We start from the raw sequence: 24,597 nt of genomic DNA on the forward strand, positions 1-24,597 counted from the left end.
CCCCGCCGAATAGTCGGCCGCGAAGACGCATCGAAACTCCCTTCCGGTACTAAACCGGACGGGGTTAAATTTCGTCCGCATTCAACCAGCGGAAACTTATGATCTCAAATTTACGACCAAGTGGGGTCGGCGGCGTGATCATGTCGTTGGCACTGGGTGTACCTCCTGCGGGCATAACCGGATCAGGCATCCTTTGAACGATGGCCTCGCACCATGCCCGACCTTCAACAGCACCGGTCACCGGATTGACTTGTGACCCATATGCTCGAATACGAAAAGTGTCGGATCGAACGGTCCAAGTGCCCCCGACACTCGCCATGATATCCCGTTGGGTAAGGAACATGGGAGAATTCAACAGATGTCCTTCGTTTAAACGTTGCCCATCGAAATCTCGAAATGTTTGAAAGATTGCTTCCTCAAGTACCGTGGCACCTGAAGTTCGTGTCCATGTCAAAAACTCAGCAATCGAAGTGAAAGGCCGACCGACGGATGTTTGCACCCTTTCTCGAATGCCATCCACGATATGGTATGCCATAGAGCGAACTTCGTTGGCCGTCAACTCGCGGACCCCTCGGGTAAATTCGAAATCAACCAAATCAAGATCATTCACATCGTAGGAACTGGCCTGTTCCCACGTTCCGTCGCTTCTCAAAGTGAGGGTAGCCCCGCTGGATTGATTGAATCGGGCAAATGGACGATCCGCAATTTGGTGAAGCGCTGTGGTTGTGCCACCATCATAAACATCCAACCTACTGCCGAAAAGACCTCCCAATACCGCCGTCCAAGCTTCAACCGAAGTGGAATTTATATTAAACCCACCCTCGTTCCAGAGATGCATGGCCGCAAGCTCTGGATCGAAAACTTCATCCCCATTCACGTTATCATCGTCAGGGGGATTCCCGTCCCTAAAAATCACCCCTACCCGTGGATTGTCTAAAATAGGCAAATCAGGAAATTGATTGTCTAGGAAATTAGTCATTCGAGGAAGGGTGGAAAAGAAATAGCGATCAAACATCGCATTCACGCGAAAAGAAGCACTGGAATCGCCAACAGTGTAAGGAAGGTCAGTCGCGCCTCCCGAGTCGCCTAGCGCGAGATGCTGCAAAGCCCCAATTGAATGAGGTTCCAAGCGAGGCAACTCAAAAAATACAGCGGTGAAATACGGTCCAGATAACTCGGGTTCAAAAAGGCCGGCGGTGAATTCCGGATCCGGATCATCAGCCGGAACTACTTCAATTCGTGTTTCGAAGGGAGCTCCGGATACCGTTAACACCGGACTTCTGGGATCGAATGAATTGAATATTTCCAATCCCACATTCTCGTCCCCCAATCCATGATAGAATGCAAACTGATACTCATTTTCATCAGCAATTGAAATTGGACTTCCGGAAACCGTATAATTGACGATATGTTCCTGAAGATGCTGTCTTGCATTTGTTGCATCATGACCAAATAACGTCACTGAGACCTGAGGATCAATCGGCCCAACTATGGTTACAGCGGTTACTTCAGGGATTGTTCCGTCGCCTGCATCAGGAGGGGCGGCTTGGTTAGTCTGGTGAGTATAAGGGGTATTCGACCAGGGAAGATTCTCCGGAGTCGTAACCTGCGCCAGCGTTTCACCGCCGCCGCCACTAAAAACCAAAACCTGTCCAGGCTCCATCACTCCAGTGAAATCAACTCGGAAAGGGAGATCGTCAAAGATATCTGAAAGCTCTGCTGTATATGGTCCAATCCCTGGCGTCGTTACTACCGTGACAGCGGGAAGATTATCAAACACAACTTCTAAATTCGCGTTCTGAAGATCAATCGCATGTGAATATGGATTCCACAGTTCGATTACAAATGCTCCATCAAGATGAATAAAACCACTATCATTATAAAAACGGAAGCTCGCTTTCGTTTTCGTAATCACAGGAAATGCTCCCGCTGATGGTATACCGGGCCCTGTAGTGATCGCGTTCCCTCCACGAGTCGGTGGAATCAAGGGGATGACAGGACGAATCCAATCCGGATCATTACTTGCAGTAGGCATAGCCGACAAGAACGTCCAAGCTCCATTCTCCAGAAAATCAAAAATCGCATCCAATTGATCACCCGACAAGTCCGGAGCCGCGGGATCAAGACTGAGATCTCCGGCATTACTTGGATAACTCGCCCCATTACGCGCACTCAAATCAACTTTCAAACGCCCATCCAATGGATTTGTCAAAAGACTCCGTGTGCCAACTGTCAGGTCATGGAAACGCTCCTTTCGACCATCGATACGATAATTCAACCAATCGCTCGCGTTGAAAGAACCGGGACGGTTCCGCATGTAGTGGTGAACTTGGTTAAAATCCGTCAACCGCGGGAGGAGGTTTGGAAGTCCTCCACTCAGATCATCTCTAAAATCGATAAACTGGTCTCCATAATCATTCTCAGTATTATCAAAAGCTCCCCTAACTCCGCGAATGTCCACCCGTTGAGCCGACATAAATTCTTTGAGCCGTTGCTCAACCGCCAACAAATTAGGGATCTGCCGATCGTACAGGCTGACATCAGCCTTCACGCCTTCATCGCCGACCCAATACGCAAATTCGCCTACCACGCGGACGTCGGAAGCGTCAAAACCCGGAACGTCCCGCGCGAAAATCGGCCGGAGGGGCGCCACAACCGCTCGGTTGTAGACTTCGTTTTCATCCCCTTCGGCATTACGTGTGCTCCGATCTCCGACAAGGGTGACATTTCGTTCGTGATTGCTGGAATCACCTGTCCAAACAGGGGGAAGTCGATTGTCAGCCCCCCATTGATCCGGTCTCTCATTCGGACGGTAAAAAATCGTTGCACTTCCTGCTGGTGGAACAGGATTGTTCTCATTGCCACTTACGAGCCAACTGCGCAACCGCAATAGAGAAGAAGGATCCCCAGGGGTGACAGGTTCCCAGACTCCGGTCCAATAGGGATGAGCAAATTGATTATTCGGCAAAACTGGATTGGAAAGAAGGGGAGCGGGCGCGTCTGAGTCAATTGGGGCGTTCGCGTCGAGGATATTTGCCGGAGCAGTGATCCGACCATCCGCCCCGGCATGTCGCTGCAGTTCACCAATCGCCAATTCAAGTGCCAATCGGGCGTTTTCCTGGGCTTGGTTTAATTTAACACTGTTGCTGGCAACGTTTGTTTCCACGCGTGTCAGCACCGTCATACTGATCAACACCAATACCGCCAGCGACATTAAGGCCAGCGCGATGATCAGCGCGAATCCCTCCTGCCCTTGAATTTTCCGCTCGTTCGTCTTACACAAGTTCATCAAACAAAAACCTTTCGATTAAGTTTCCTTACCTAAACTGGCGGAGCTGAACGCGGCGCGTATAAACATGGGAATGCGCCAGAGCGATCTCCCACCACGTTTCCGGTTGGAACGCCCCGGATGGAGCGCTTTCGTAGTTTTGAATCAATTTGGCTCCTTCCGGAGTCAAGATCCGGACAAACAATTCGACCACTTCCGGAAATGGCTCAAAATCGTTATGCACATTCCCGTTTCCGGCGAGATACTCCAAATCAGCCACATTGTTGCTATTGGGATAAACCTGATTCAACTCTCCGCCATTTCGGATAAAGAATCGAACACCGAAATCGATGACGTTTTCGGCCAGAACTGAATTACGATTCGGTCGAGTTACCGTAAAGGGGTCTCCTGTCTGGGTTTGGTTGTTATTATTGCCGGTAACGCCGGTTTCCTGAAAATCATAGTAAGGATTGATCGGCAGCCGAATTGAATCGGTGTCTAGTGAATAACCCGCATCGACCGTTCCCGGGCGCCAGGAAGTACTACCCCAATCACCCGAACCGAACGGTCTCACTTCTGATCGATAAAGGAAATACCGTTCTTCCGCATCGGGCGCCGAGGTGACGGACCGGCGAACGATTTTATACGAAACCGCAACAGGTATTCCGTTGGCCTCAGAAATGGTCCTGCCAGTGAAAAAGCGTAGCCAAACTCCTCCATATCCGAATCGAGCGTCCTCAAGCGCAACTGGAATACCTCCCGAAACCAAATTCAGCGTTTCAGGATCAGTTTCATGCGGTTTTCGATGATTTCCCTCGACCCAACCGTGGGAATCATTTCCTCCCCCGGTCAAAACACTTCGAGGCTCGATGGAAGCTGCCAGCCAAACATTGTCATCATCGGATCGAAACAAGGCCCCATGGAGGTCCTCGCTGAGAACATCCAAAACCAACCGAGCCTGATTATTAGTCGCCAACATGCCGGACGACCGGGTCCACGCTGATAATACGTTCGAAACGATCGCGATCATAATCCCGGCAACGACCACCGTCACTGCCGTAGCGATTAACAATTCGAGGATGGTGAATCCCCGCCTATCTTGTGTGAAATTCATTGAGTCATTTCCCGCCATCTCACTCACGGCCGAATCGTCAGATTATAATACGCGACCGACGCGTTCGGGCTCGGTTGAGGAGCGGTTGAAGAGATTGAGGGATCAAACTTGATTGCATCTTGGAAGCCTGGCCCCTGCTGAACATTATATGGCCATTCGATTTGCACAGAGAATGAGACCGATCCCGGATCATTCAGACCCGTTTCGTTAAACTGTAAGTGCCGGTTTGGGTTCGTGGGACTGCCACCTGCCCTCATTCTCGTCACAACGATTCGATAATACCGGTCTCGGGGCGCAATTCCCCGCGGTTGGCTAGGATCGATGTTATTCGGGTCAAAGTTATTGTCGGCCAACGAAGTGGGAAATGCCAACGCCACATGATCTCCGGCAGGAGTCGCGTATAGGATGAAACGATCAAAGCCACTACCCGTGTTGGTCAGGTCGGAAAAATCATTGCGTTGAAGCTCTGCGCTGAGCAATTCGGAAATCCGTGCAGCCGCAGAGGTATCACGAACGTCGGTAATTGCACGGCCAGTGACTCCCAAAAGCCCCACCACGGCAACGATGGTCAAACCTAAAATGGCGACGGCCAACACCACTTCGATCAATGAAAAGCCTCTCTTCCGCGTGATCATGATTAGTTGGTGTCGAAGGTTAAAGGATCGGTGATTTGAAGTGTGGTTCCGTATCGTTGAACGAACATTCCTACGATTTGATTGGAATCCTGAAAACGAGGCCCGGCTTGAGTAGTTTGACCAACTGCCGCAACCAAACGATACGATGAACTCGACGGAAATCCGCGAGCTCCGAAACGAAGGGTCATCACTTTTTTAGAGTCCGGGTTCGCGCTACTATGGTAGCCGATATAAAGATCCTCGATCCCCGTATTCGACTTCCGATTATTGTGAGTGGTCTCATCCGACGAATGATCAAAGTCATTGAAGAAATCGGCATTGAGACGCCGAACGCCGGTTCGAATTTGATTTGTCTGAACCGGCGGGCCGGGATCAATTCGATCATTCGGTGTCGGAACAATGTAGATTCCCCTAGGCAAGCGAATCGGATCGCCAACCGGAAGCCAATTGGTTGCTCCTCCAGGAGGTTCTTCATTCGCACTGGGATTCGGATGGCGTCGTAATACCCAGATTTGACGAAGATAATTTTCCCTATCGTCCGGGTCGTCGTTGATCGCAATAATTACCGTCTGCTGATGAACGGAGGCTTGACTGCGGGCACCATTGATCGTCGAGGAAAGGGTCCGTTGAGCTGATTGTAAACCAGCGGTATCTCCCCCTCGGAACGCCGCGACCCCGATACCAATGAAGACGGCGATGATCGCAACGACGACCAGCAATTCAATGATCGTAAATCCCCTGCCTCTGGAATGTCGGCCATATATGCGATTGGTCTCGGTGCAATTCATCAATCAGTGACTTCCTTCAATTTTATAGTTCGTCGTCAAGTGCGACGACGACGCGTAAAAAACGGTTTCCGTTCCCGGTCACCGACTCAACATCAACTATCGTCTCAAGCGAAATCTCATCCTCACTGACGTAAGGAAAATCGGTTGAGTTCCAAATTTCCGTCCAGGAATTCAAGTCGCCAGAAGCTTCCACGCGATACGCGAGATCGAATGCATCGCGAACTCGAACGAAGGAGATCGAAAGGTGCTGTTGTCCATTCTCCTCCACCAAGGCGTAAGTGGGTAGAACGTCCCGGTCCGCCTCCTGGGGGTTCCCGAAAAACGCATATTCGAGAAGGTTGACCACTCCATCCGAATCCGGATCCGCGCCCGGCCCGATTACATCCAAATCCCCCCCCAACCCAGGGAAAAACTCTTCAATCCAAGCATAGTATCCACCCGCTTCGACGCCGCCGAGAATGCGAGCCAGTCTTCCGGTAAACGTGTCATCATAACTCGCGAATACGCCGCCGATCGCCAGACGATCACTTCCCTCGATTTCAACAATGGTATTGATGGTGGAATTCGCACCCTCGCCGGGATCGAATGTCAAATCAACGGATCCGTTTGGCAGTAGTCGGGCGATCCGATTGCGATCCACCCCATCGACTGTAGTGAAACCACCCACTAAGAGAATCCGGCCAGTGCTCTCCTCCAAAATTCCATTAACGGTCGAATTCGGTCCGCTTCCGGCATCGAAGGTTTCATCCAGAGTTCCATCACTATTCAATCGGACCAGTCGCTGCGCAGGATTTCCATTGTAGAGAGAAAAAGATCCCGCCACGATCAATTGTTCGTCGCGGGTGAGATGGATCGCGGTAACATTCCCATTGAATCCAGTGCCAACTTCGAAAGTGGTGTCGATCGTCCCGTCAATATCCAAAACCGCAAGTCGATTGATCGTAGTTCCATTGTATTGAGTAAAGGCACCCCCAATCACAATTCTCCCGTCATCTAATCGGACCGCGTCATTCACGACATTATTCGTGCCCGACCCAACACTGAAAGAGTTATCCCGATCTCCCTCTTCATCCAATTGGACGACTCCGATCACACTTGTCCCTTGGAACTGATAAAAGGCGCCGACAGCCAACAGTTTCCCATTAGGCAGAGCCAAAAGCCGATATATGTCACCGGTGAAGCCCGTACCTGGGTTGAAGGCAGCGTCCAGCGTGCCATTAGAAAACAACCGGGCCACTCCAGCGCGCGGAGTACCGGCGTATGAACTGAACGATCCACCGATATAAATGAGGCCATCCTCGTCAATGGCCACCGCACGCGAGACGGAATTCGCACCGCTACCTGGAGTGAAATCCGGGTCCAAGGTTCCATCCGGTAAAATAGCGGCGATCCGGGGTCCCACATCCGTGAAGGATCCCGTCACAATCAACCTGCCATTTTCGTCGAACTTCATATCCCTGATTTCATTGTTTCCGAAGAACGGAAAGGAAAACTCCGGATCGAGTGAACCGGGAGTGCTCCGGAGACCAGCCGCTCCGAGGATTACTCCCGAAGCAACAGCACACAAAGTGAGGTAGTGTTTATTGAACATTAAGGTCTAGGGTTATTGAAGGGTTAGAAGAGATTCCGCCTGCCTCACCTACCAGGAACGAATCATGTTCCGATAGGCATCGGCAGGAGAATCGGCTTGTTTTCCAGGAGAATAAATGAGAACACCGGCACGCACCTCCCGGTGAGAACCGCTATAGTCGAAGGGAGATGGAGTCGATGGAGTCGGTCCGTAAGGGGCAACTCCTTGACCGGGGACGTTGGATCCGCTCTCGGGGTTGCGAACCCTGTAGTCAGGATGATCTCTCAAACGGATGATCCCGTTCCGATTTCCATCCATAACGATGACGATCTCTTCATTCCCATAAGAATCGACAAATCGAATGTTATCGACCTGCCGGTTTATTTGCCGGTCGGTGACGTCCGGAAGGAACTCGTAGTCTCCTTCGGTAAAATCATAGAAGGTGATCCGTCTCCGATTCGGATGCCGCTCATACAGGAATGCCGGCTCGAACCGCTCGCCATCGGCATGACGCCCGGTAAGGAACTCGAAGAAGTTGCGCCTTACCTGCGGATCGCTCAGCCGCACGACCAAATTGTCGTCGCTGTTTAGCGGGCGGGCAGCCCAGTCGGGACCTTCGGCACCAAAGTCGGGCCAAAAGCCATACTCCGCACGGAACATTTCGATAGCCGTAGTCCATTGGCTAAACTTCGCCCGTGTTTCCGTTCGCTTGGCAGAATCCCTGACCCGGCCGACCGTTGGAATAAGAATTGCCGCCAACAAGGCGATAATTCCCAGCACTGTCAGGAGCTCGATTAGGGTAAATCCATTTCTTCTCTTCATCATCAGGTCTTAAGTTTAGCGGTTATCCAGTTCTTACCTATGTGCGTAAATGTTGTCCCGATTGTCGGCGTCATCGTAATCCGGACGCCCGTCTGGCCCCGGATAATTGCTCCTCGCGATCCCGCTGGGACCGGTCGAAAAAAGCAAATACCCCGAATGTTCCCAATCGTCGGGATTATTGACCGTTCGGTAATGGTAGCGATATGGCCGTCCCCAAGGATCCAGCAAATGATTGCCTGCGGCATTTAAATCGGTTCGGTCGAACAGCTCAAATCGATCATGCTCCAAAAACGTGCGACCTTGAATCTGTGCCCCCTGCGGTCCTTGCCTTCCGTTCAGGGCCCGGTAAAGTGTGCGGTATCCCTCTTCCGGGGTCGTCGAAGCTACCCATGGATAATCACCATATTGGCTGCGGTACTGTTCGAGGGCTTGAACGAGGATTCCTAATTCGGTTTGAGCTCTGGAGATGTTCCGCCGTTCCTCGACACTTCTGGATACCCCGAATCCGATCCCGACCAGGATTCCGATCACGGCGATCACCACCAGCAATTCAATCAGGGTGAAGCCCGCGCGTGTCTTCCCTATGTTTTCTTCGATTCGATCCATTGTCTCTTTCTGCCCGTTTTCTGAACAACAGTTATCACTTTGAGGGCTTGGTTTCCCCCTTTGTCGGTCGACAAGCGTGAAAGACTTTGGCCCGAGCGGCCTTCGGAGTCTAGGAAAAAGGCGTTCACAACCGCAGATGGGCGCAGATTAACGCAGATCGAAGGAGCAGCGCGCTTCAGCCGCTGTGGTGAAGGCGGTTGACCAGACGACTTCCCCTAAAGGACGAAGCTCCGGCTGAGGCACTGTTGCCGGACCGCAGATGGCGCGGATTAACGCGGATTGAAGGAGCAGCGCGCTTCAGCCGCTGTTCAGCCGTCCATTGTATTGGGAAAATCTTCAATCCCGGAACCCGGGCGAATTCGCGGACGTTGCCGGTCACCAAATGGCACCCCAGGCTCCGGGCATGGGCGGCGATCAGGAGGTCGAGGGGACCGATCGGCGTCCCGGATCGTTCCAAATGGGAGCGAATCTCACCATAATGACGGGCAGCTTGGTGGTCGAAAACAACTTGGGTCATTTGATCGACCAAAAATTTCAACTTCTTTTCATGGACCTCGGGACGAGAGCTTTTCCTCACCCCGGTTTCCAATTCAGCCAGGACAATTGTCGAAAGAAGCAAATCCTTCGGTCGGAGATCGGTCAGGGAATCAGGCAATTCGGCGGGCTTCGCCCGCAGCACGCGGATACAAACATCCGTGTCGAGCAGATAGAGCGGCTCCGCCATCACCGCTGGTCGGGTGCCTCGAGGTCAAGATCTCTCGGTTGAAGGATCGTCGGCTGTTCCCGAGGTGGAAATACCTCTCCCGGATAGCGCGACCGGGCCTCCTCCACCCAGTCGCCCAGGGAAGCAAACTCTTCCACCGCCCTCAAAACCACCTCCTCGCCCCGCTTTTCGATGGCCACCCGCTCCCCCGGGAATCGAAATTCCTTGGGCAACCGGACCGCTTGACTTCCCCCATGCCTGAACAATTTGGCCACCTTCATAGATACAAGATGTAGATATGCAGGACAAAGGTCAAGTCGACCGAACCGCAGATTTGGACCGCAGATGGGCGCGGATTAACGCAGATTGAAGGAGCAGCGCGCTTCAGCCGCCGGTGTGAAGCCGGTCAACCAGACGACTTCGCCTGAAGGACGAAGCTCCGGCTGAGGCTCTGTTGCTGGACCGCAGATGGGCGCGGATTAACGCGGATTGAAGGAGCAGCGCGCTTCAGCCGCCGGTGTGAAGCCGGATCAGAGACCGGATGAATCCGGAACTCCAACGAAACACCGACAGCTTCCCAATGAACCTTGAACCCAGATCCCAGATCCCAGAAACACCAGAATCCAAAACCCAGATCCCAGAATCCGGAACCCAGAATCCAGAATCCGGAATCCGGAATCCAGAATCCTGCCCCCAGAATCCAGAATCCGGAATCCGGAATCCAGAATCCTGCCCCCAGAATCCTGCCCCCTAACCGCCTCTCCGGATCAGGAAAACGAACTCGCGAAGTTGTCGGTCGCCTGGGGGGCGGTGACGGTCTTCTTCACGAATTTGGAGTTCTTGATCTTCTCCTGAAGAACTTTTTCGTAAGCGGCGGAATCGAGCGGGAGTTTCACCGTTTCGTTCTTGAAGCTGGACAACAGCATCGCGTTGGCCAGTTCGACCGAATAAACCCCTTCCTCGGCCGGGGCCACCGGCTTTTTGCTCCCTTGAATGGCGGCGGTGAAATCTTTCATGATCCCGACGTGCTGTTCCCCGGTGCCGTCGAAGGGGATCTCGATATTCCAGACATCGGGACGACCGAATCCGGTCTTGGTCGTCTTACAGAATTCCGACATCGGAACTTCGTTGCGAACCCACGAGATGTTGTTGCCTTCAACAATCACCCGTCCCCGCTCGGCGGCGATTTCCAACCGGTTGGTGCCAGGAGCCTCGCCGGTGGTGGTGATGAAAACGCCGGTCTTGCCGTCGGCGTATTTCATAACCGCGGTCACGTCATCTTCCACTTCGATGTCATGGAAACGGCCGATGGCGCAATCGGCCCGGACTTCCGACGGCATGCCGAAGAGCCATTGCCAGAGATCGAGTTGGTGCGGGCATTGGTTGAGGAGCACTCCGCCCCCTTCCCCGGCCCAAGTAGCGCGCCATCCGCCGGAGGCGTAGTAGGCGTCGCTCCGGAACCAGGTGGTGACGGTCCACTGGACACGACGGATTTCGCCGAGCTCGCCGGAATCGATCAGATTTTTCAACTTCTGATACTTGGGATCAATCCGTTGGTTGAACATCGCCGCGAATACGACCTTTTTGTCGGTATGGGCGGCGATCAGCCGCTCGCAATCGGCCTTGTGCACCGAAATCGGTTTTTCGACCAACACGTGGACGCCGGCATTCAAGGCCTCGATACCGAGGGTGGTGTGATCGTAATGCGGGGTCGCGATGAGCACCGCGTCGACCGCGCCCGATTGAATCAAATCGGTGCCATTCGAGAAAAATTTGATATCCGGGAACCGGTCGGCCGTTTCCGGGTGGGTATCGCAAAGGGCCTTCAATTCCAGCCCCGGCACCTTCCCGTCCAAAATGGAGCGGGCATGATTGCTGCCCATGCTGCCAACACCGATAATACCCAAACGCACGCTCTTTTTACTCATCCGGGAAGTATAGCGGAAGAACCCCGGAATTTGAATGGACTCTTCGGGAAACTTTTGCACTTTTGCGACCCCTCCGGGGACCCCCGGGGAGTTCCACCCCGGCATGGCGACCCTTCAGGTTATCCCAACACCGAAGGTGCGTAATCCAACAGCCCAGTCCGAAGGGCTGGGTTGATGGACCAGATGCATCCGCGGCCTGAAGGGCTGTCATTCGCACCCGGCGCCCCCCCCACCCCTGCATGGCGACCCTTCAGGCCGCGAAAACCGTTATCCCGTTTACCCAGCCCTGCGGACTGGGCTATAGAATCAGGCACCTTCGGCGCCACAGAACCGGAACCAGCGTGGAACGTGCGTCATCCACACCCACCCGGCATCCGAGGACCGGAGACCGTCCATTCCCGTTCCCAGCGCCGAAGGTGCGTCATCCAATAGCCCAGTCCGAAGGGCTGGGTTGGCGGACCAGGTGTATCCGCGGCCTGAAAGGCTGCCATTCAAACCCGCGACCCGCGACCCACCCCCGCCATAAATCGTCTATCGTCTATTTGCTATCGTCTATGCGCGCTTCGCGCGCCCCGCGCCTATGCGCTTGCACTTTCCCGCGCCAACGGGATTCTGTTGGGATAACTTTGCCAACATGAACAAGCTGGACGAAATCATCGCCTGGAAACGCCGCGAAATCGAAGACCGGATCCGACCGGTCCCGGAGGCCGAACTGAGCCGCTGGGCCGAAAAAACCGCCGGAGCCCCGAGCTTCGCCCGCGCGCTCAAACAGGAAAACCGCCTCGCCGTGATCTCTGAGATCAAACGGAGCTCCCCTTCCGCCGGGGTCATCGCCGCCGGAATTTCCGCCGTCGGACAGGCCGAAAAATACGTTGCCGCCGGGGCCGACGCCTTCTCCGTGCTCACCGACGAAAAATATTTCTCCGGATGCCTGAACGACCTCCGCGAGGTCACCGCCTTTCTCTCCGACCAACGTCCGATCCCTTGCCTGCGAAAGGATTTCATGGTCCATCCGGTCCAGGTGATCGAGGCCCTGGAGGCGGGAGCCCGGGCGATCCTGATCATCGTCCGCGCCCTCTCCGACGATGAGATCAAACGGCTGTTCGACGCCGCCAATCTCGCCGGACTCGACACCTTGTTCGAGGTCCACGAGGAGCGCGAAGTCGAGCGGGCCCTTCGGGTCGAGCCGGCCATCCTCGGGGTCAACAACCGGGACCTCGCCCGTTTCCGGACCGATCTCGCCTTCTCCGAGACGATCATCCCGCAACTCCCGGCCCATCTGATCAAGGTCAGCGAAAGCGGAATCCATCGGCCCGAGGACGCCCGCCGGGTCCGGGCCGCCGGCGCCGACGCGATTTTGGTTGGCGAAGCCCTCATGCGGGCCGCCGAACCGAGCGAACTGTTGCAACAATTGGCAAACGCCTGATGGCCGAGGGAGGGCTCACATTCACCGAAACCCGCCGGGTTCTGGAAGAAATCGGCGTCCGGCCCCGCAAGAGCCTGGGCCAAAACTTCCTGATCGACGCCAACATCGTCCGCAAATCGCTCGAATTGGCCGAAATCCGCCCCGGCGATCCGGTGGTCGAAGTCGGCCCCGGGCTCGGCACCTTGACCGGCGCCCTCCTCGACGCCGGCTGCCGGGTTTACGCGGTCGAAAAAGATCCGGTGCTCCATCGCCGCCTCAGCGAAACCTTGGCGGTGCGTTTTCCCGAGACCTTCTTTTTAATGGAAGGAGACGGAGTCCGCTTCCCGTTGGCCGGCTACACTCCGGAGCCGGGATCCGGGACCGAGTTCAAGATCGTCGCCAATCTCCCTTACGCCATCAGTTCCCCCTGGCTCGACGCGGTGCTGTCGGGACCGCTCCCGCAAAAAATGGTCCTGATGCTCCAGCAGGAGACCGTCGACCGGCTATCGGCTTCGCCCGGGACCAAACAATACGGCGCCCTCACCGTCTTCCTGGAATCTGCTTTCCGGATTTCCAAGGGTCACAAGGTGGCCCGCCAATGTTTTTATCCGATCCCCGACATCGACTCCTATCTGTTCCACCTGAGCCGCCTGCCGGAGCCGTTCCGCTTTTCCCCGGAACGGAAGAAGCTGATCCGCTCCTGTTTCGGCCAACGCCGCAAACAGATCGGCAGCCTCCTGCGCACGTTCGGGGAGAATGAAGATTTCAGCGAGTGGCTCCGCCGGATCGAAGCAGCCGGATTCTCCCGTCAGAGCCGTCCCGAGGAAATCCCGGCCGCCCTCTGGCAGCAACTTTGATAAAACGGAAATCCAACCACGAATGGACACGAATAGACACAAATGAAGAATTTCCCCAAAACAGATCGAAACTCAGATTCGTGTGCATTCGTGTTCATTCGTGGTTGATCTTCATCCTTGTGTTGAAAAAGCCATCGATCCTCCAGCACCGTTTGGTTCGCGAACAAGGGCCGCTTCTCGCCCTGATCGCGTTCATCCTTATCGTCTATTTTTGCCAGGCGCTTTTCGGTCCTAATTGGTTTCAAAACCTGATGACCGTTCCGGCCCGGGTGGTCTGGAGTTGGGAAAACGTCTTGGCGGGCAACTTTTCCACCGAAATCCTCTGGGGATTCGTCACGCTGCTGACCAGCGCCTTCCTCCACGGCAGCATCGAGCACGTCGCCTTCAATATGGTTTTCCTCTGGATTTTCGCCGCGCTGGCCGCCGAGTTGCTCGGACAACGCTGGATGCTGGCGATCTTCGCGATAGGCGCGATTGGCGGCTCGATTCTCCACACCATCCTGAACGCCGGCGAATTCATCCCGATGCTCGGCGCCTCCGGAGCAGTCATGGGCTTCATGGGCGCCTACCTCGGCATGGCCACCCGGTGGCGATTGCCCGATCCGCACGTCTGGCCGATGTCCCGGCCGATCCCCCCCGCCCAACTGGCGGCCCTCGGCGTGATCGGGGTCGTGCTCGACGTCATGGGCATCATGAACCACCAGCAAACCGGCATCGCCTACGGCGCCCACATCGGCGGCTTCCTCGCCGGCATGTTCACGACCTCCTTCGTCGTCCGCACCTTCAAATCGCCGAAATAGACGCGCGGCTTCAGCCGTTCTTCGTTGGAGTTCTGGCTTTAGCCGGCTTTAGCCGGTCTTTTTGGACGCCCAGACCGCATAAATGCGGGACTCCAACTTGGATCCGCACCTTCGCGACAATGGAGCCAGCCGACCTGGTTCTGAAACGGTGCCAACAGCGGACGGCAGGATGCCATCCCTCCCAGTGGCGGGGAAGAATGTCGCCAGTCGCCGTAGTCGGGTTGGCTTGCCGCCCGACAGCAGCGGCCGAAGACGACGGGCCGAATGTTCAATGTCACACGTCGCCGATTGGATCGCGTGCCTCCCGCGTTCGGACACCAAACGGTGGGGCGGCAAAGCCAACCCCACTACGGCCCAAATCAAAGGGTTGGCTTCCAGCCGACCTTGTTCTGAAACGATGCCAACAGCGGACGGCAGGATGCCATCCCTCCCAGTGGCGGGGAAGAATGTCGCCAGTCGCCGTAGTCGGGTTGGCTCTGCCGCCCGACAGCAGCGGCCGAAGACGACGGGCCGAGAATGCGATATCACACGTCGCCGATGGGATCGCTTGGCTCCCGCGTTCGGACACCAAACGGTGGGGCGGCAAAGCCAACCCCACTACTTTAAACGGCTTCTGTCCGGGACGAAATCGGAGGGTTGGCTTCCAGCCGACCTGGTTCTGAAACGGTGCCAACGGCGGACGGCAGGATGCCATTCCTCCCAGTGGCGGGGAAGAATGTCGCCAGTCGCCGTAGTCGGGTTGGCTCTGCCGCCCGACAGCAGCGGCCGAAGACGACGGGCCGAGAATGCGATATCACACGTCGCCGATGGGATAGCTTGGCTCCCGCGTTCGGACACCAAACGGTGGGGCGGCAAAGCCAACCCCACTACGGCCCAAATCAAAGGGTTGCCTTCCAGCCGACCTTGTTCTGAAACGATGCCAACGGCGGACGGCAGGATGCCATCCCTCCCAGTGGCGGGGAAGAATGTCGCCAACATCCTCGCCAAACTTTCCTCCGCAAATACCCGCCTCCGGGCCTTCGTGACCGTTGCCCTTCCGGTCGGCTTGGTCGCCTCGGGCGGCTACCTCGCGATCTTCCACTTCGGAGTCGGCGGCTGGGGTCCGGGGATTTTCGCCCTCGGGATGGCCGGATACTTGAGCGGCATGGTTCTCCTGGCGCTTTCCTACATGGGTCTGTTCGTGATCTTCTTCAACAGTCGGCGCGCCCCCGCTTTCATCGCCCGTCTCGCTGCCGTCGGTCGGCTCGCCTTGAGCCATTACCTGCTGCAATCGATCATCGCCAACGCGATCTTCATGAGCTGGGGGCTCGGTCTTTACGGGAAAGTAGGTGCGCCGGCCGGAGTCCTGATCGTCTGCGCCGTGTTCGCCGGGCAATTGCTGGTCAGCCCCATCTGGCTCCGGCACTTCGGAATCGGCCCCTTCGAACGGCTCTGGCGAACCCTCGCCTACGGGCGGAAGGCCTGAATTTTGCTTGTCCTCAGCGAACTCTCAGCGACCGCACAACGCGTCGACCAACTGGCGTTTGCTCATCCGGCTGCGCCCGGAGATCCGGCGTTGTTTCGCCTGATTGTAGAGTTCCTCGCGGCTGCGGTCTTCCAGCGACCGATTCGGATTGCCCGTTCCCTGGGTGCTTTTGTTGGGCGTCCGGCTCTCTTTCCGGCGCTGTTTGTTCACCGTCCTCCCGGCGATTTCCTTGGCCCGGCTTTCCGGCACGCCCCGTGCCTGACTGCTTTTCTTGACGTGTTCGTACTGGCGTTCGTCTTTGTCCGACCATTCCGGCATTATCGATTCCTCCCTTTGCAGTTACTTTAAAACCGAAAGACCGCCGGAGCAAATTGCCTCACCGCGCGATTGACCGACGAGCGGCCTTGTGAGGGAATCTTTCCGAATGTTTTCTGAAAATCTTCCATGGACCGCTCGGGCGTTGCGTCGCTTCCTCCCCGTTCTTCTCCTTTCGCTCGCGACCGCCCTCCATGGAAGTTACCGGGAGGAGATCGGCTGGAACCGGTTGGCGGCGAAATACGGAGGCGATCTGCCGACCGGCGCGGGCGTCGGAGTCAGTCTGATCGAGGCGCCGGTGAGCGAAAACTACTTGCCCGACACCTCGAACTTCGAATTCAGCGGGAAAAACTTTACGATCAAGTCCGCTCCTTCCGGAGTCTCGAATCACGCCACGACAGTCGGCCAGATGTTTTTCGGCACCCACAGCTCGATCGCGCCCGGCATCACCGACATCGATCTTTATTTGGCCAACACCTGGCTCCTGGACGATTTCCTGAATACCAACCGGCCCTCCGTCCCGCAGGTCGAACTCCGCCGCGTCCAGAACCATAGCTGGGTCGGCAGCTTCAACACCGACGCGCTTAATGTGGAAGCCATTCGGCGGCTCGATTACGCGATCGAACGCGACCAATTTATCGCCGTGGTTGGCTTGAGAAACGAAACCACTCCCATCCCCACCCTTCTCCCCCATACTTATAACGCGATCACCGTCGGACGCCCCAGCGGAGTCCATAGTCGCGGCGAAACCTGGTTTAAGGGGCCCGGACGAGTTCGTCCCGACCTGGTCGCCCCCGGCCAATTTTTCGTCAGTTATTCGGTCCCGGTGGTCAGCGCCGCCGCGGCGATCCTCCTGGAGGAAACCGACCGGCACCCCCATTTGGCTCCGGTCGGGGCGTTTCCTCAAGCCATCAAAGCGATTCTCATGGCCGGAGCCGACAAGACGAAGTTTCCCAATTGGTCCCGCGAAGATGACCGCCCCCTCGATCCGGTGTTCGGGGCGGGGCAACTCGATATTTACCGGAGTTATCACATCCTGACCGGTGGACCCTCGGAACCGGGACTCGACGCAACACCCCCGGCGGGCTGGCGGCTCGGTCAGCTCGATCCGGACGACACCGAGATCTTCGGGTTTTCCTTTCCGCTCGCCCAGGAAACCTTCGCCGCCCATCTCGCCTGGCCGCGCCTGATGGAAGTCGACGGACACGATTTCGCCGGAGCCGTGATCAACCTCGCCCGCTTCGAACTCGTGCTCTTCTCCGCCGAGAACGGATTGCCGGTCGCCGAGATCCAACTCAGTGACGATCCGGTCAACAACAACCAACATCTTTACCTCGAAAACCTCCCGGCCGGGGACTACCTGCTGACCATCCGCCGCGTTGACGCGGGAAGCTTCGATGTCACCCACGCGTTGGCCTGGACCGCCCGCAGCGCGGCCCCGGTTGACTTCGACGAATGGCGGCTCCTTCATTTCTCCCCCGCCCAACTCGACGATCCTTCCATCAGCGGTCCCCAGGCCGATCCGGACGGCGACGGAGTGCCCAACCTCCTGGAATACGCCCTCGGCGGTTCGCCGCTCGACCCAAATCGAACCATTCTGCCCCACCCCGGAACCGCCATGGTGGACGGGGTGGAATACCTCACCCTCACGTTCAACCGTCCCGCGGTCCGCGACGATATCGTCTACCGAGTTGATGCGTCCGCCGATTTGATTCAATGGATCGCCGGGGCGGGAACGGTTATGTCGACCGAAACCGTCTGCGAGGCCACCGTCCGGGTCACTTACCGCGACGACCAACCGCTGACCGCCGTTGACCGTCGTTTCCTCCGACTCGCCGTCGCCTTCGCCGAAGCTCCGTAGATCGGCCCCGCCGACCAATCCTTTCCGTCTATCCGACTATGCCTGAAACAGCCACACGACTCGCCTCCTTCACCGAATCGGTCATCCGGGGAATGACCCGTCTCGCCAACGAAGCCGGGGCGATCAATCTCTCCCAAGGGTTTCCCGACTTCGATCCGCCCGAGGAACTCCTGCTGGCGCTCGAAAAGGCGACCCGCGGACCGCACCACCAATACGCGATCACCTGGGGAGCGCCCCGTTTCCGCCGGGCGTTGGCCGCGAAAATCGGGAGATGCCATGGCCTCGAAATCGATCCCGACCGCCATCTGGTCGTCACTTGCGGCAGCACCGAGGCAATGATGGTGGCCATGATGACCGCCTGCAACCCGGGCGATCGCGTCATCGTTTTTTCCCCGTTTTACGAAAACTACGCCGCCGACGCCATCCTCTCCGGGGCCGAGCCGATTTACGTCCCCCTGCGTCCGCCGGAGTTCAATTTCGACCCCGACGAACTCGCCCGCGCCTTTTCCCAAGGAGTCAAGGCGATCATCGTCTGCAACCCCTCCAACCCATGCGGCAAGGTTTTCACCCGCGAGGAACTCCTCCAGATCGTCGCTTTGGCCGAAAAACACGACGCCTTCATCATCACCGACGAGCCTTACGAACACATCGTCTATGAACCTCACCGCCACGTCTGCGTCGCCTCCCTGCCCGGAGCCTGGGACCGCACCATCACCTGCAATTCCCTCTCGAAAACCTATTCGATCACCGGCTGGCGGCTCGGTTACGTCCAAGCCCCGGAACGGGTGATCGGCCAGGCGAAAAAGGTTCATGACTTCCTGACCGTCGGAGCCGCCGCTCCGTTGCAAGAGGCCGCCGTCGCCGGACTGGAGCTCCCCGATTCCTACTACGCCGGCCTCCGCGACCTTTACGCCGAAAAGCGGGATGTTTTTCTCGGTTACCTCCGTCAGACCGGACTCCCCTTCTGCGAACCACAGGGCGCTTATTACGTCATGGTAGACATCAGCTCCCTCGGTTTCTCCAACGACACCGCCGCCGCGAAACATTTGATCGAAACCATCGGCGTCGCCGGCGTCCCCGGCTCCAGTTTCTTCCGCGAACCCGAACACCGCTACATCCGCTTCCACTTCGCCAAGAAAGCCGAAACCCTCCACGCCGCCGGCCAACGCCTCGCCCGTCTCGCGCAAGCCGCGACATGACGGCTATTTCCACCGGATAAAGAAGAAGTGGATAGCCGCGAAAAAGCACAAAAGACGCAAAACATGGGATAGTGGAATACGCCTGATTGCCAAACCGATTCAGCAAAACTTATTTTATTTAGACCCCGTCCGAAAAGGGTTTGCAGCGACCGGATCGGCCCGGAAACACACCCCACCGCTCTAGCGAGCGGTCCCCCCCTCTCAAGAGGGGATCTTTTTGTAAGCAGTTCCCCTCTTGAGAGGGGGGACCATGCGCGAGCATGGTGGGGTGTGTCGTCTTCACCGCTGTTTAAGCCAAGCGAACGCCCGAAGCCCTGTTCGGATACCCCCTATTTATCTTCTTTGTTTTGTGCATCTTGTGCCTTTTCGCGGCTATTCCAACCACCGAGTTTAGGGATCGCCCATTAAAAATCTTCCCCCAACGGCGGCGCCGCCCGCTCTTCCTCCGCCGCTCCCCGTCCCGGGATCGGCACGGTCAATTCCAGAAACGCACCCAGGATCAGCGTGAACAACGGATTCACGTCGAGATCCCCCGGAGTTCCTTCCACCATGAACGGAGTCTCGATCAACCGGTAACCGAGTTCGTCACGGGCCTCCCCCAACATCCCCGCCCGGCCGAGCATCTCCTCCAGTTCGCCCCGGGCCCCGATGTTGACCTCCAAGGTCATCGGCAGATCAACGAACTCCACCTCCTCGCGGTGCTCCAAATATCCCGCCCCTTGCATCCGGAATTCGGGCGAACGGACGGTCAAATCCCGCAAATGGTAAACCAAATCCTCGTCCCGACCGATCTCAACCACGAACCGATCATAGGAAATGTCGGCGAACTCCCCGGCGATTTCCGCGATCGTCCCGAACTCCCCGCCCAATCCTCCGAGCACTCCGGCCAACCCGAGGCCGATCCCCACGAAGGGACTTTCGGTGTAAAACAGCCGCAACACCCCCGCGTCGCTGGCCAAACGGGTCTCCCCCCGGAGCCGTCCCACCAAATCCCCGAGATCCACCCCGTCGCTCAATAAATTCGCCTCCAACGAAAAATAGCCTTCCACGGTCGGCGGACGGTCGGGCTGAAACGTTTGAAAAAGAGCCCCTACGTCGGCGGCGGGAAGGAATACGTCGCCCTCCAACCGGTATGGCCGCTCCACCCCGTCGGCGAATCTCAACCGCACCCCGATTCCGAGATCGCCTCCCAAAACCAAGGCGCTGGCCGTGGCCGCGATTCCTTCCTCCCTCGTCTCGATTTCGGCCCGAATCCCCGACAGTCCCGTCCCTTGGGGCAACTGGAGACTCGCCAGCTCCAAGCTCACCGATCCATCCCAACCCTCCCAAAAGGGAGCCTCCGGGGTTTCCTGCGGCGGTTCCTCCCGGTCCGGAGGGGTGAAGGCGGTGACGAGATCGAGCAGATCTTCCATGAAGAGGTGATCGCCTTCCAACCGCAGATCGAGCCGACGCCGTTCCTCTTCGTTCGCCCGCAAATCCCCCGAGGCGGTGAGCGAGACTTCCCGCTCCGGCCGGGCGAACCGCATCAGCGTGGTAAACGTCCACTCCTCCTCCTCGTCCCCCGGCCTGACCGAGAGATCGAGAAAAACCGGCGGCAACCCTTCCTCCGCTCCTTCCAACAATCCTTCCTGGAAAACAGCCGCCCCGCGCACTTCTTCCCGCAGATTTCCCGAGATCTCCCAGGCGATTTCCCCGGTGGCGAGGTCGGTCCAACCGATGCCCGGCTGCCGCAACAAGACCGGCAGATCGCTCCGCCCCCGGAGATCGATCCATTCGCCGGCCTGCGAGACGCGTCCGCTCAGGGAGACCGCCTCCTCCCCGTCGAAGAAAAGTTCCAGCGGGGCGAGTTCCACCGCCAGTTGCTCCTCGACCCAGCGCACCTGGCCGCCCCAGACCAGTTCCACCCCCGCCGCGAATAATTCTTCTTCGACCTGCAGCGTCACCCCGGCGATCCGCACCGGCTCGACCGTCTCGACCACGTATCCCCGTTCCACCGCCCGCAAGAGCAGGCCGCCGGAGAGGGAGCCGTCCGAGAAGACCGGAATGCCTTCCTCCGCCTCCGGACGGAACAATCCCGCCCACGCTACCGGCGCTTCCGAAAAGGTGACTTCCAACAGATCCCGCTCCGTCTCGTCTCCGGCCAACTCCTCCCGCTCCCGGTCATACCGAATCGGATTAATGATCTCGGCATCGACCAGGCTCTCCTCCGTCCCGGCCATCCGGATCTGCAACATGAATTCCTCCAACCGCAGCCAGAAATCGTCCCGGTAAAATTCGAATTCCGTGAAGAGGCGGAAGCCTTCGAATCCCCGCAACTCCTCGGCCAACATCCGCAATTCCCCCGTCTCCGCGTCAAATCGGCCCGACAATCCCAGCGCGTAATCATCGGCCGCGAACCGAAAGTTCCCTTCCCCGCTGCCGATGAATTCCGGAAGTTGTCCCAAGCGCTCCACGCGAAGCAGTCCGGCTACTTGCCCGCGCTCCAATCCAGCCTCCCACTCTCCCTGGAAAACCCGCTCCGCCCGGTCGAAATCGGCCTCCACCCAAAACAGTTGGAAAATGGTGTCGTCTTCCGCCGGACGGCCCAAACGTCCCCAGTATTCTTCCCCGGCCGCCGTCCGCTCCAATACCGCCTCCGCGAAAAGCGGTTCCTCGTAGGGGACGTCCGGACCGAACGCCTGGATCCGGGCGATCATTTCCAATCGCTCGAAATTCCCTTCTTCCGATTGAGCCAAATCGATCCGTCCGCGGCCTTCCAACTCCCGCAGCCAACGGTCGGCCGCCGGATCTTCGATGAAGACTTCCAAATCGAATTCACCTTTTCCGCCCGGCTCCAATCCGCCTCCGGTAATCCGGTAAGCGGCGACCAACGGCTCCGGCCCCGCCCCCGGAAACAAGAACCGTCCCGTCACCGATCCTTCCCGGATGGTCAACATCACCGGCACGTCGAGCTCCCCAAGGAGACCTTCCAACGGATCCCGTTGCTCCGGACGCGGCTCCTGGACGAACCGGGAGAAATCGAACTCGACGCCCTCCGCCCGGATTTCGCCGAGATTGACATGCTCCCGGAAATAAATGTCCCAAACCGAAAGGTCGGCCTCGAGCCGGTCGATTCGGTAACCGATATCCGGGCGTTGCAGCGAAAAACCCCGGATCTCGGTCCGGGTCAGGCCGACCCGGGCATGATCGATCGAAAAGTGGTCCCCCGGCTGCGGATCCACCAGCCGCGCCACAATCCGGTGCTGCACGGGCTGGGAAAAGAAAATCATCATCCCCCCGAGAAGAACGATTCCCAACGCGGCGAGGCCTCCCAGTAACAAATGACGCCCAATCGTCACCCTACAACGCTACGCCCCAACCCCTCCCCCGGCAACCCCCCGTTTTCGAGGCGATGCTGAGCACGAATGAATATCATAAAGTGAAATTTGCCCGCACTGGGAGGGATGGCATCCTGCCGTCCGTCGGCGTCGTTTCAGGAGAAGGTCGGCTGGAAGCCAACCCTCCGATTTGGGCCCGGACAGAAGCCGTTTAAAGTAGTGGGGTTGGCTTTGCCGCCCCACCGTTTGGTGTCCGAACGCGGGAGCCAATCGATCCCATCGGCGACGTGTGATCGAACGTCCGGCCAGCCGTCTTCGGCCGCTGTTGTCAGGCGGCAAAGCCAACCCGACTACGGCGACTGGCAACATTCTTCCCCGCCACTGGGAAGGATGGCATCCTGCCGTCCGCCGTTGGCACCGTTTCAGAACCAGGTCGGCTGGAAGACAACCCTTTGATTTGGGCCGTAGTGGGGTTGGCTTTGCCGCCCCACCGTTTGGTGTCCGAACGCGGGAGGCACGCGATCCAATCGGCGACGTGTGATATCGCATTCTCGGCCCGTCGTCTTCGGCCGCTGCTGTCGGGCGGCAAAGCCAACCCGACTACGGGGACTGGCAACGTTCTTCCCCGTCACTGGGAGGGATGGCATCCTGCCGTCCGCCGTCGGCGTCGCTTCAGGAGAAGGTCGGCTGGAAGCCAACCCTCCGATTTGGGCCGTAGTGGGGTTGGCTTTGCCGCCCCACCGTTTGGTGTCCGAACGGGAGACAAGCGATCCCATCGGCGACGTGTGATATCGAACTTTCGGCCAGCCGTCTTCGGCCGCTGTTGTCAGGCGGCAAAGCCAACCCGACTACGGGGACTGGCGACGTTCTTCCCCGTCACTGGGAGGGATGGCAGGGTCCGTAGTGGGGTTGGCTTTGCCGCCCCACCGTTTGGTGTCCGAACGGGAGACAAGCGATCCCATCGGCGACGTGTGATCGAACGTCCGGCCAGCCGTCTTTGGCCGCTGCTGTCGGGCGGCGGAGCCAACCCGACTACGGGGACTGACGGCATTCTTCGTCGTCACTGGGAGGGATGGCATCCTGCCGTCCGCCGTTGGCGTCGCTTCAGGAGAAGGTCGGCTGGAAGCCAACCCTCCGATTTGGGCCGTAGTGGGGTTGGCTTTGCCGCCCCACCGTTTGGTGCCTGAACGGGAGACAAGCGATCCCATCGGCGACGTGTGACATCGAATATTCGGCCCAGCCGTCTTCGGCCGCTGCTGTCGGGCGGCGAAGCCAACCCGACTACGGGGACTGGCGACGTTCTTCCCCGTCACTGGGAGGGATGGCAGGGTCCGTAGTGGGGTTGGCTTTGCCGCCCCACCGTTTGGTGTCCGAACCGGAGCCAATCGATCCCATCGGCGACGTGTGATATCGAATATTCGGCCCGCTGTCTTCGGCCGCTGTTGTCAGGCGGCAAAGCCAACCGACTACGGGGACTGGCAACGTTCTTCCCCGTCACTGGGAGGGATGGCATCCTGCCGTCCGCCGTCGGCGTCGCTTCAGGAGAAGGTCGGCTGGAAGCCAACCCTCCGATTTGGGCCGTAGTGGGGTTGGCTTTGCCGCCCCACCGTTTGGTGTCCGAACGGGAGACAAGCGATCCCATCGGCGACGTGTGACATCGAATATTCGGCCAGCCGTCTTCGGCCGCTGCTGTCGGGCGGCGAAGCCAACCCGACTACGGGGACTGGCGACGTTCTTTCCCGTCACTGGGAGGGATGGCATCCTGCCGTCCGCCGTCGGCGTCGCTTCAGAAGAAGGTCGGCTGGAAGCCAACCCTCCGATTTCGTCGCCCCGCGACCCGCATGAACAATTCCATCCCGACGACGGCGTCGCTGACGCCAACGCCCATCCGGCGAAAGCCATTCCGCAATGGAACGAAGCTCGCGCCGAATGGGACGATTTTAA

At 57.8% G+C, this 24,597-nt stretch carries 18 protein-coding genes; 6 read left to right on the top strand and 12 right to left on the bottom strand.

All coding sequences use genetic code 11. The features are described 5' to 3' along the window. Window positions 1-64 precede the first annotated feature (64 nt). The 10 genes from ACWUI2_RS22020 to ACWUI2_RS22065 form a co-directional block, all read right to left on the bottom strand. Window positions 65-3,289, bottom strand: coding sequence for a PilW family protein (locus tag ACWUI2_RS22020; RefSeq protein WP_486985002.1), 3,225 nt, complete (start codon window positions 3,287-3,289; stop codon window positions 65-67). A 28-nt stretch (window positions 3,290-3,317) separates the two neighbouring features. Next, the gene (locus ACWUI2_RS22025) at window positions 3,318-4,382 is read right to left on the bottom strand and encodes a PulJ/GspJ family protein (RefSeq protein WP_486985003.1); all 1,065 of its coding nucleotides are present in this window, start codon (window positions 4,380-4,382) and stop codon (window positions 3,318-3,320) included. 23 nt (window positions 4,383-4,405) lie between these two features. Further along, window positions 4,406-5,017 (bottom strand): type IV pilus modification PilV family protein, encoded by a 612-nt coding sequence (locus ACWUI2_RS22030; RefSeq protein WP_486985004.1) that lies wholly within the window; start codon window positions 5,015-5,017, stop codon window positions 4,406-4,408. A 2-nt stretch (window positions 5,018-5,019) separates the two neighbouring features. Beyond that, on the bottom strand, window positions 5,020-5,805 hold the full coding sequence (locus ACWUI2_RS22035; RefSeq protein ID WP_486985005.1) for a prepilin-type N-terminal cleavage/methylation domain-containing protein: 786 nt from the start codon (window positions 5,803-5,805) through the stop codon (window positions 5,020-5,022). Between the two features lie 22 nt (window positions 5,806-5,827). Next, window positions 5,828-7,258 (bottom strand): delta-60 repeat domain-containing protein, encoded by a 1,431-nt coding sequence (locus tag ACWUI2_RS22040; RefSeq protein WP_486985006.1) that lies wholly within the window; start codon window positions 7,256-7,258, stop codon window positions 5,828-5,830. Between the two features lie 186 nt (window positions 7,259-7,444). Then, window positions 7,445-8,200: a type II secretion system protein gene (locus ACWUI2_RS22045; RefSeq protein ID WP_486985007.1), complete on the bottom strand. Its 756-nt coding sequence runs from the start codon at window positions 8,198-8,200 to the stop codon at window positions 7,445-7,447. A 30-nt stretch (window positions 8,201-8,230) separates the two neighbouring features. Further along, on the bottom strand, window positions 8,231-8,803 hold the full coding sequence (locus tag ACWUI2_RS22050; RefSeq protein ID WP_486985008.1) for a prepilin-type N-terminal cleavage/methylation domain-containing protein: 573 nt from the start codon (window positions 8,801-8,803) through the stop codon (window positions 8,231-8,233). 175 nt (window positions 8,804-8,978) lie between these two features. Further along, window positions 8,979-9,527: a type II toxin-antitoxin system VapC family toxin gene (locus tag ACWUI2_RS22055; protein WP_486985009.1), complete on the bottom strand. Its 549-nt coding sequence runs from the start codon at window positions 9,525-9,527 to the stop codon at window positions 8,979-8,981. Next, the gene (locus ACWUI2_RS22060) at window positions 9,527-9,787 is read right to left on the bottom strand and encodes an antitoxin (RefSeq protein WP_486985010.1); all 261 of its coding nucleotides are present in this window, start codon (window positions 9,785-9,787) and stop codon (window positions 9,527-9,529) included. Before ACWUI2_RS22060 ends, ACWUI2_RS22055 begins: the two co-directional genes overlap by 1 nt. Before the next feature lie 486 nt (window positions 9,788-10,273). Then, window positions 10,274-11,434, bottom strand: a complete 1,161-nt coding sequence (locus tag ACWUI2_RS22065; RefSeq protein ID WP_486985011.1) for a Gfo/Idh/MocA family protein — start codon at window positions 11,432-11,434, stop codon at window positions 10,274-10,276. Between the two features lie 634 nt (window positions 11,435-12,068). On the opposite strand from ACWUI2_RS22065, the gene trpC reads away from it, so the two are divergent. The 4 genes from trpC to ACWUI2_RS22085 all read left to right on the top strand — a co-directional run bounded on the left by trpC (window position 12,069) and on the right by ACWUI2_RS22085 (window position 15,961). Beyond that, window positions 12,069-12,860, top strand: coding sequence for an indole-3-glycerol phosphate synthase TrpC (trpC, locus tag ACWUI2_RS22070; RefSeq protein WP_486985012.1), 792 nt, complete (start codon window positions 12,069-12,071; stop codon window positions 12,858-12,860). After that, the gene (rsmA, locus tag ACWUI2_RS22075) at window positions 12,860-13,696 is read left to right on the top strand and encodes a 16S rRNA (adenine(1518)-N(6)/adenine(1519)-N(6))-dimethyltransferase RsmA (RefSeq protein WP_486985013.1); all 837 of its coding nucleotides are present in this window, start codon (window positions 12,860-12,862) and stop codon (window positions 13,694-13,696) included. The genes trpC and rsmA overlap by 1 nt, the downstream gene beginning before the upstream one ends. Before the next feature lie 119 nt (window positions 13,697-13,815). Next, window positions 13,816-14,496: a rhomboid family intramembrane serine protease gene (locus ACWUI2_RS22080; RefSeq protein WP_486985014.1), complete on the top strand. Its 681-nt coding sequence runs from the start codon at window positions 13,816-13,818 to the stop codon at window positions 14,494-14,496. A 937-nt stretch (window positions 14,497-15,433) separates the two neighbouring features. Continuing rightward, window positions 15,434-15,961 (top strand): DUF418 domain-containing protein, encoded by a 528-nt coding sequence (locus ACWUI2_RS22085; protein WP_486985015.1) that lies wholly within the window; start codon window positions 15,434-15,436, stop codon window positions 15,959-15,961. Window positions 15,962-15,985: 24 nt separating this feature from the next. Here the strand turns inward: ACWUI2_RS22085 and ACWUI2_RS22090 are convergent, their stop codons facing one another. After that, window positions 15,986-16,279, bottom strand: a complete 294-nt coding sequence (locus ACWUI2_RS22090) for an addiction module toxin RelE (RefSeq protein ID WP_486985016.1) — start codon at window positions 16,277-16,279, stop codon at window positions 15,986-15,988. A gap of 106 nt (window positions 16,280-16,385) precedes the next feature. On the opposite strand from ACWUI2_RS22090, the gene ACWUI2_RS22095 reads away from it, so the two are divergent. Continuing rightward, on the top strand, window positions 16,386-18,137 hold the full coding sequence (locus tag ACWUI2_RS22095; RefSeq protein ID WP_486985017.1) for a hypothetical protein: 1,752 nt from the start codon (window positions 16,386-16,388) through the stop codon (window positions 18,135-18,137). Window positions 18,138-18,175: 38 nt separating this feature from the next. Continuing rightward, entirely contained in the window at window positions 18,176-19,336 is a 1,161-nt protein-coding gene (locus ACWUI2_RS22100) for a pyridoxal phosphate-dependent aminotransferase (protein WP_486985018.1), read from the top strand. 404 nt (window positions 19,337-19,740) lie between these two features. On the opposite strand, the gene ACWUI2_RS22105 is transcribed toward ACWUI2_RS22100, so the two are convergent. Next, window positions 19,741-22,656: a hypothetical protein gene (locus ACWUI2_RS22105; protein ID WP_486985019.1), complete on the bottom strand. Its 2,916-nt coding sequence runs from the start codon at window positions 22,654-22,656 to the stop codon at window positions 19,741-19,743. Between the last annotated feature and the right edge of the window lie 1,941 nt (window positions 22,657-24,597).

Source organism: Verruconatronum alginivorum (genome assembly GCF_056590205.1).

What these genes read in the sequence shown, in the direction of transcription:
- ACWUI2_RS22020 (WP_486985002.1), bottom strand. Translation starts at nt 3,289, where the DNA reads ATGAACTTGTGTAAGACGAACGAGCGGAAAATTCAAGGGCAGGAGGGA.
- ACWUI2_RS22025 (WP_486985003.1), bottom strand. Translation starts at nt 4,382, where the DNA reads ATGAATTTCACACAAGATAGGCGGGGATTCACCATCCTCGAATTGTTA.
- ACWUI2_RS22030 (WP_486985004.1), bottom strand. Translation starts at nt 5,017, where the DNA reads ATGATCACGCGGAAGAGAGGCTTTTCATTGATCGAAGTGGTGTTGGCC.
- ACWUI2_RS22035 (WP_486985005.1), bottom strand. Translation starts at nt 5,805, where the DNA reads ATGAATTGCACCGAGACCAATCGCATATATGGCCGACATTCCAGAGGC.
- ACWUI2_RS22040 (WP_486985006.1), bottom strand. Translation starts at nt 7,258, where the DNA reads ATGAAGTTCGACGAAAATGGCAGGTTGATTGTGACGGGATCCTTCACG.
- ACWUI2_RS22045 (WP_486985007.1), bottom strand. Translation starts at nt 8,200, where the DNA reads ATGATGAAGAGAAGAAATGGATTTACCCTAATCGAGCTCCTGACAGTG.
- ACWUI2_RS22050 (WP_486985008.1), bottom strand. Translation starts at nt 8,803, where the DNA reads ATGGATCGAATCGAAGAAAACATAGGGAAGACACGCGCGGGCTTCACC.
- ACWUI2_RS22055 (WP_486985009.1), bottom strand. Translation starts at nt 9,527, where the DNA reads ATGGCGGAGCCGCTCTATCTGCTCGACACGGATGTTTGTATCCGCGTG.
- ACWUI2_RS22060 (WP_486985010.1), bottom strand. Translation starts at nt 9,787, where the DNA reads ATGAAGGTGGCCAAATTGTTCAGGCATGGGGGAAGTCAAGCGGTCCGG.
- ACWUI2_RS22065 (WP_486985011.1), bottom strand. Translation starts at nt 11,434, where the DNA reads ATGAGTAAAAAGAGCGTGCGTTTGGGTATTATCGGTGTTGGCAGCATG.
- trpC (WP_486985012.1), top strand. Translation starts at nt 12,069, where the DNA reads ATGAACAAGCTGGACGAAATCATCGCCTGGAAACGCCGCGAAATCGAA.
- rsmA (WP_486985013.1), top strand. Translation starts at nt 12,860, where the DNA reads ATGGCCGAGGGAGGGCTCACATTCACCGAAACCCGCCGGGTTCTGGAA.
- ACWUI2_RS22085 (WP_486985015.1), top strand. Translation starts at nt 15,434, where the DNA reads ATGCCATCCCTCCCAGTGGCGGGGAAGAATGTCGCCAACATCCTCGCC.
- ACWUI2_RS22090 (WP_486985016.1), bottom strand. Translation starts at nt 16,279, where the DNA reads ATGCCGGAATGGTCGGACAAAGACGAACGCCAGTACGAACACGTCAAG.
- ACWUI2_RS22095 (WP_486985017.1), top strand. Translation starts at nt 16,386, where the DNA reads ATGTTTTCTGAAAATCTTCCATGGACCGCTCGGGCGTTGCGTCGCTTC.
- ACWUI2_RS22100 (WP_486985018.1), top strand. Translation starts at nt 18,176, where the DNA reads ATGCCTGAAACAGCCACACGACTCGCCTCCTTCACCGAATCGGTCATC.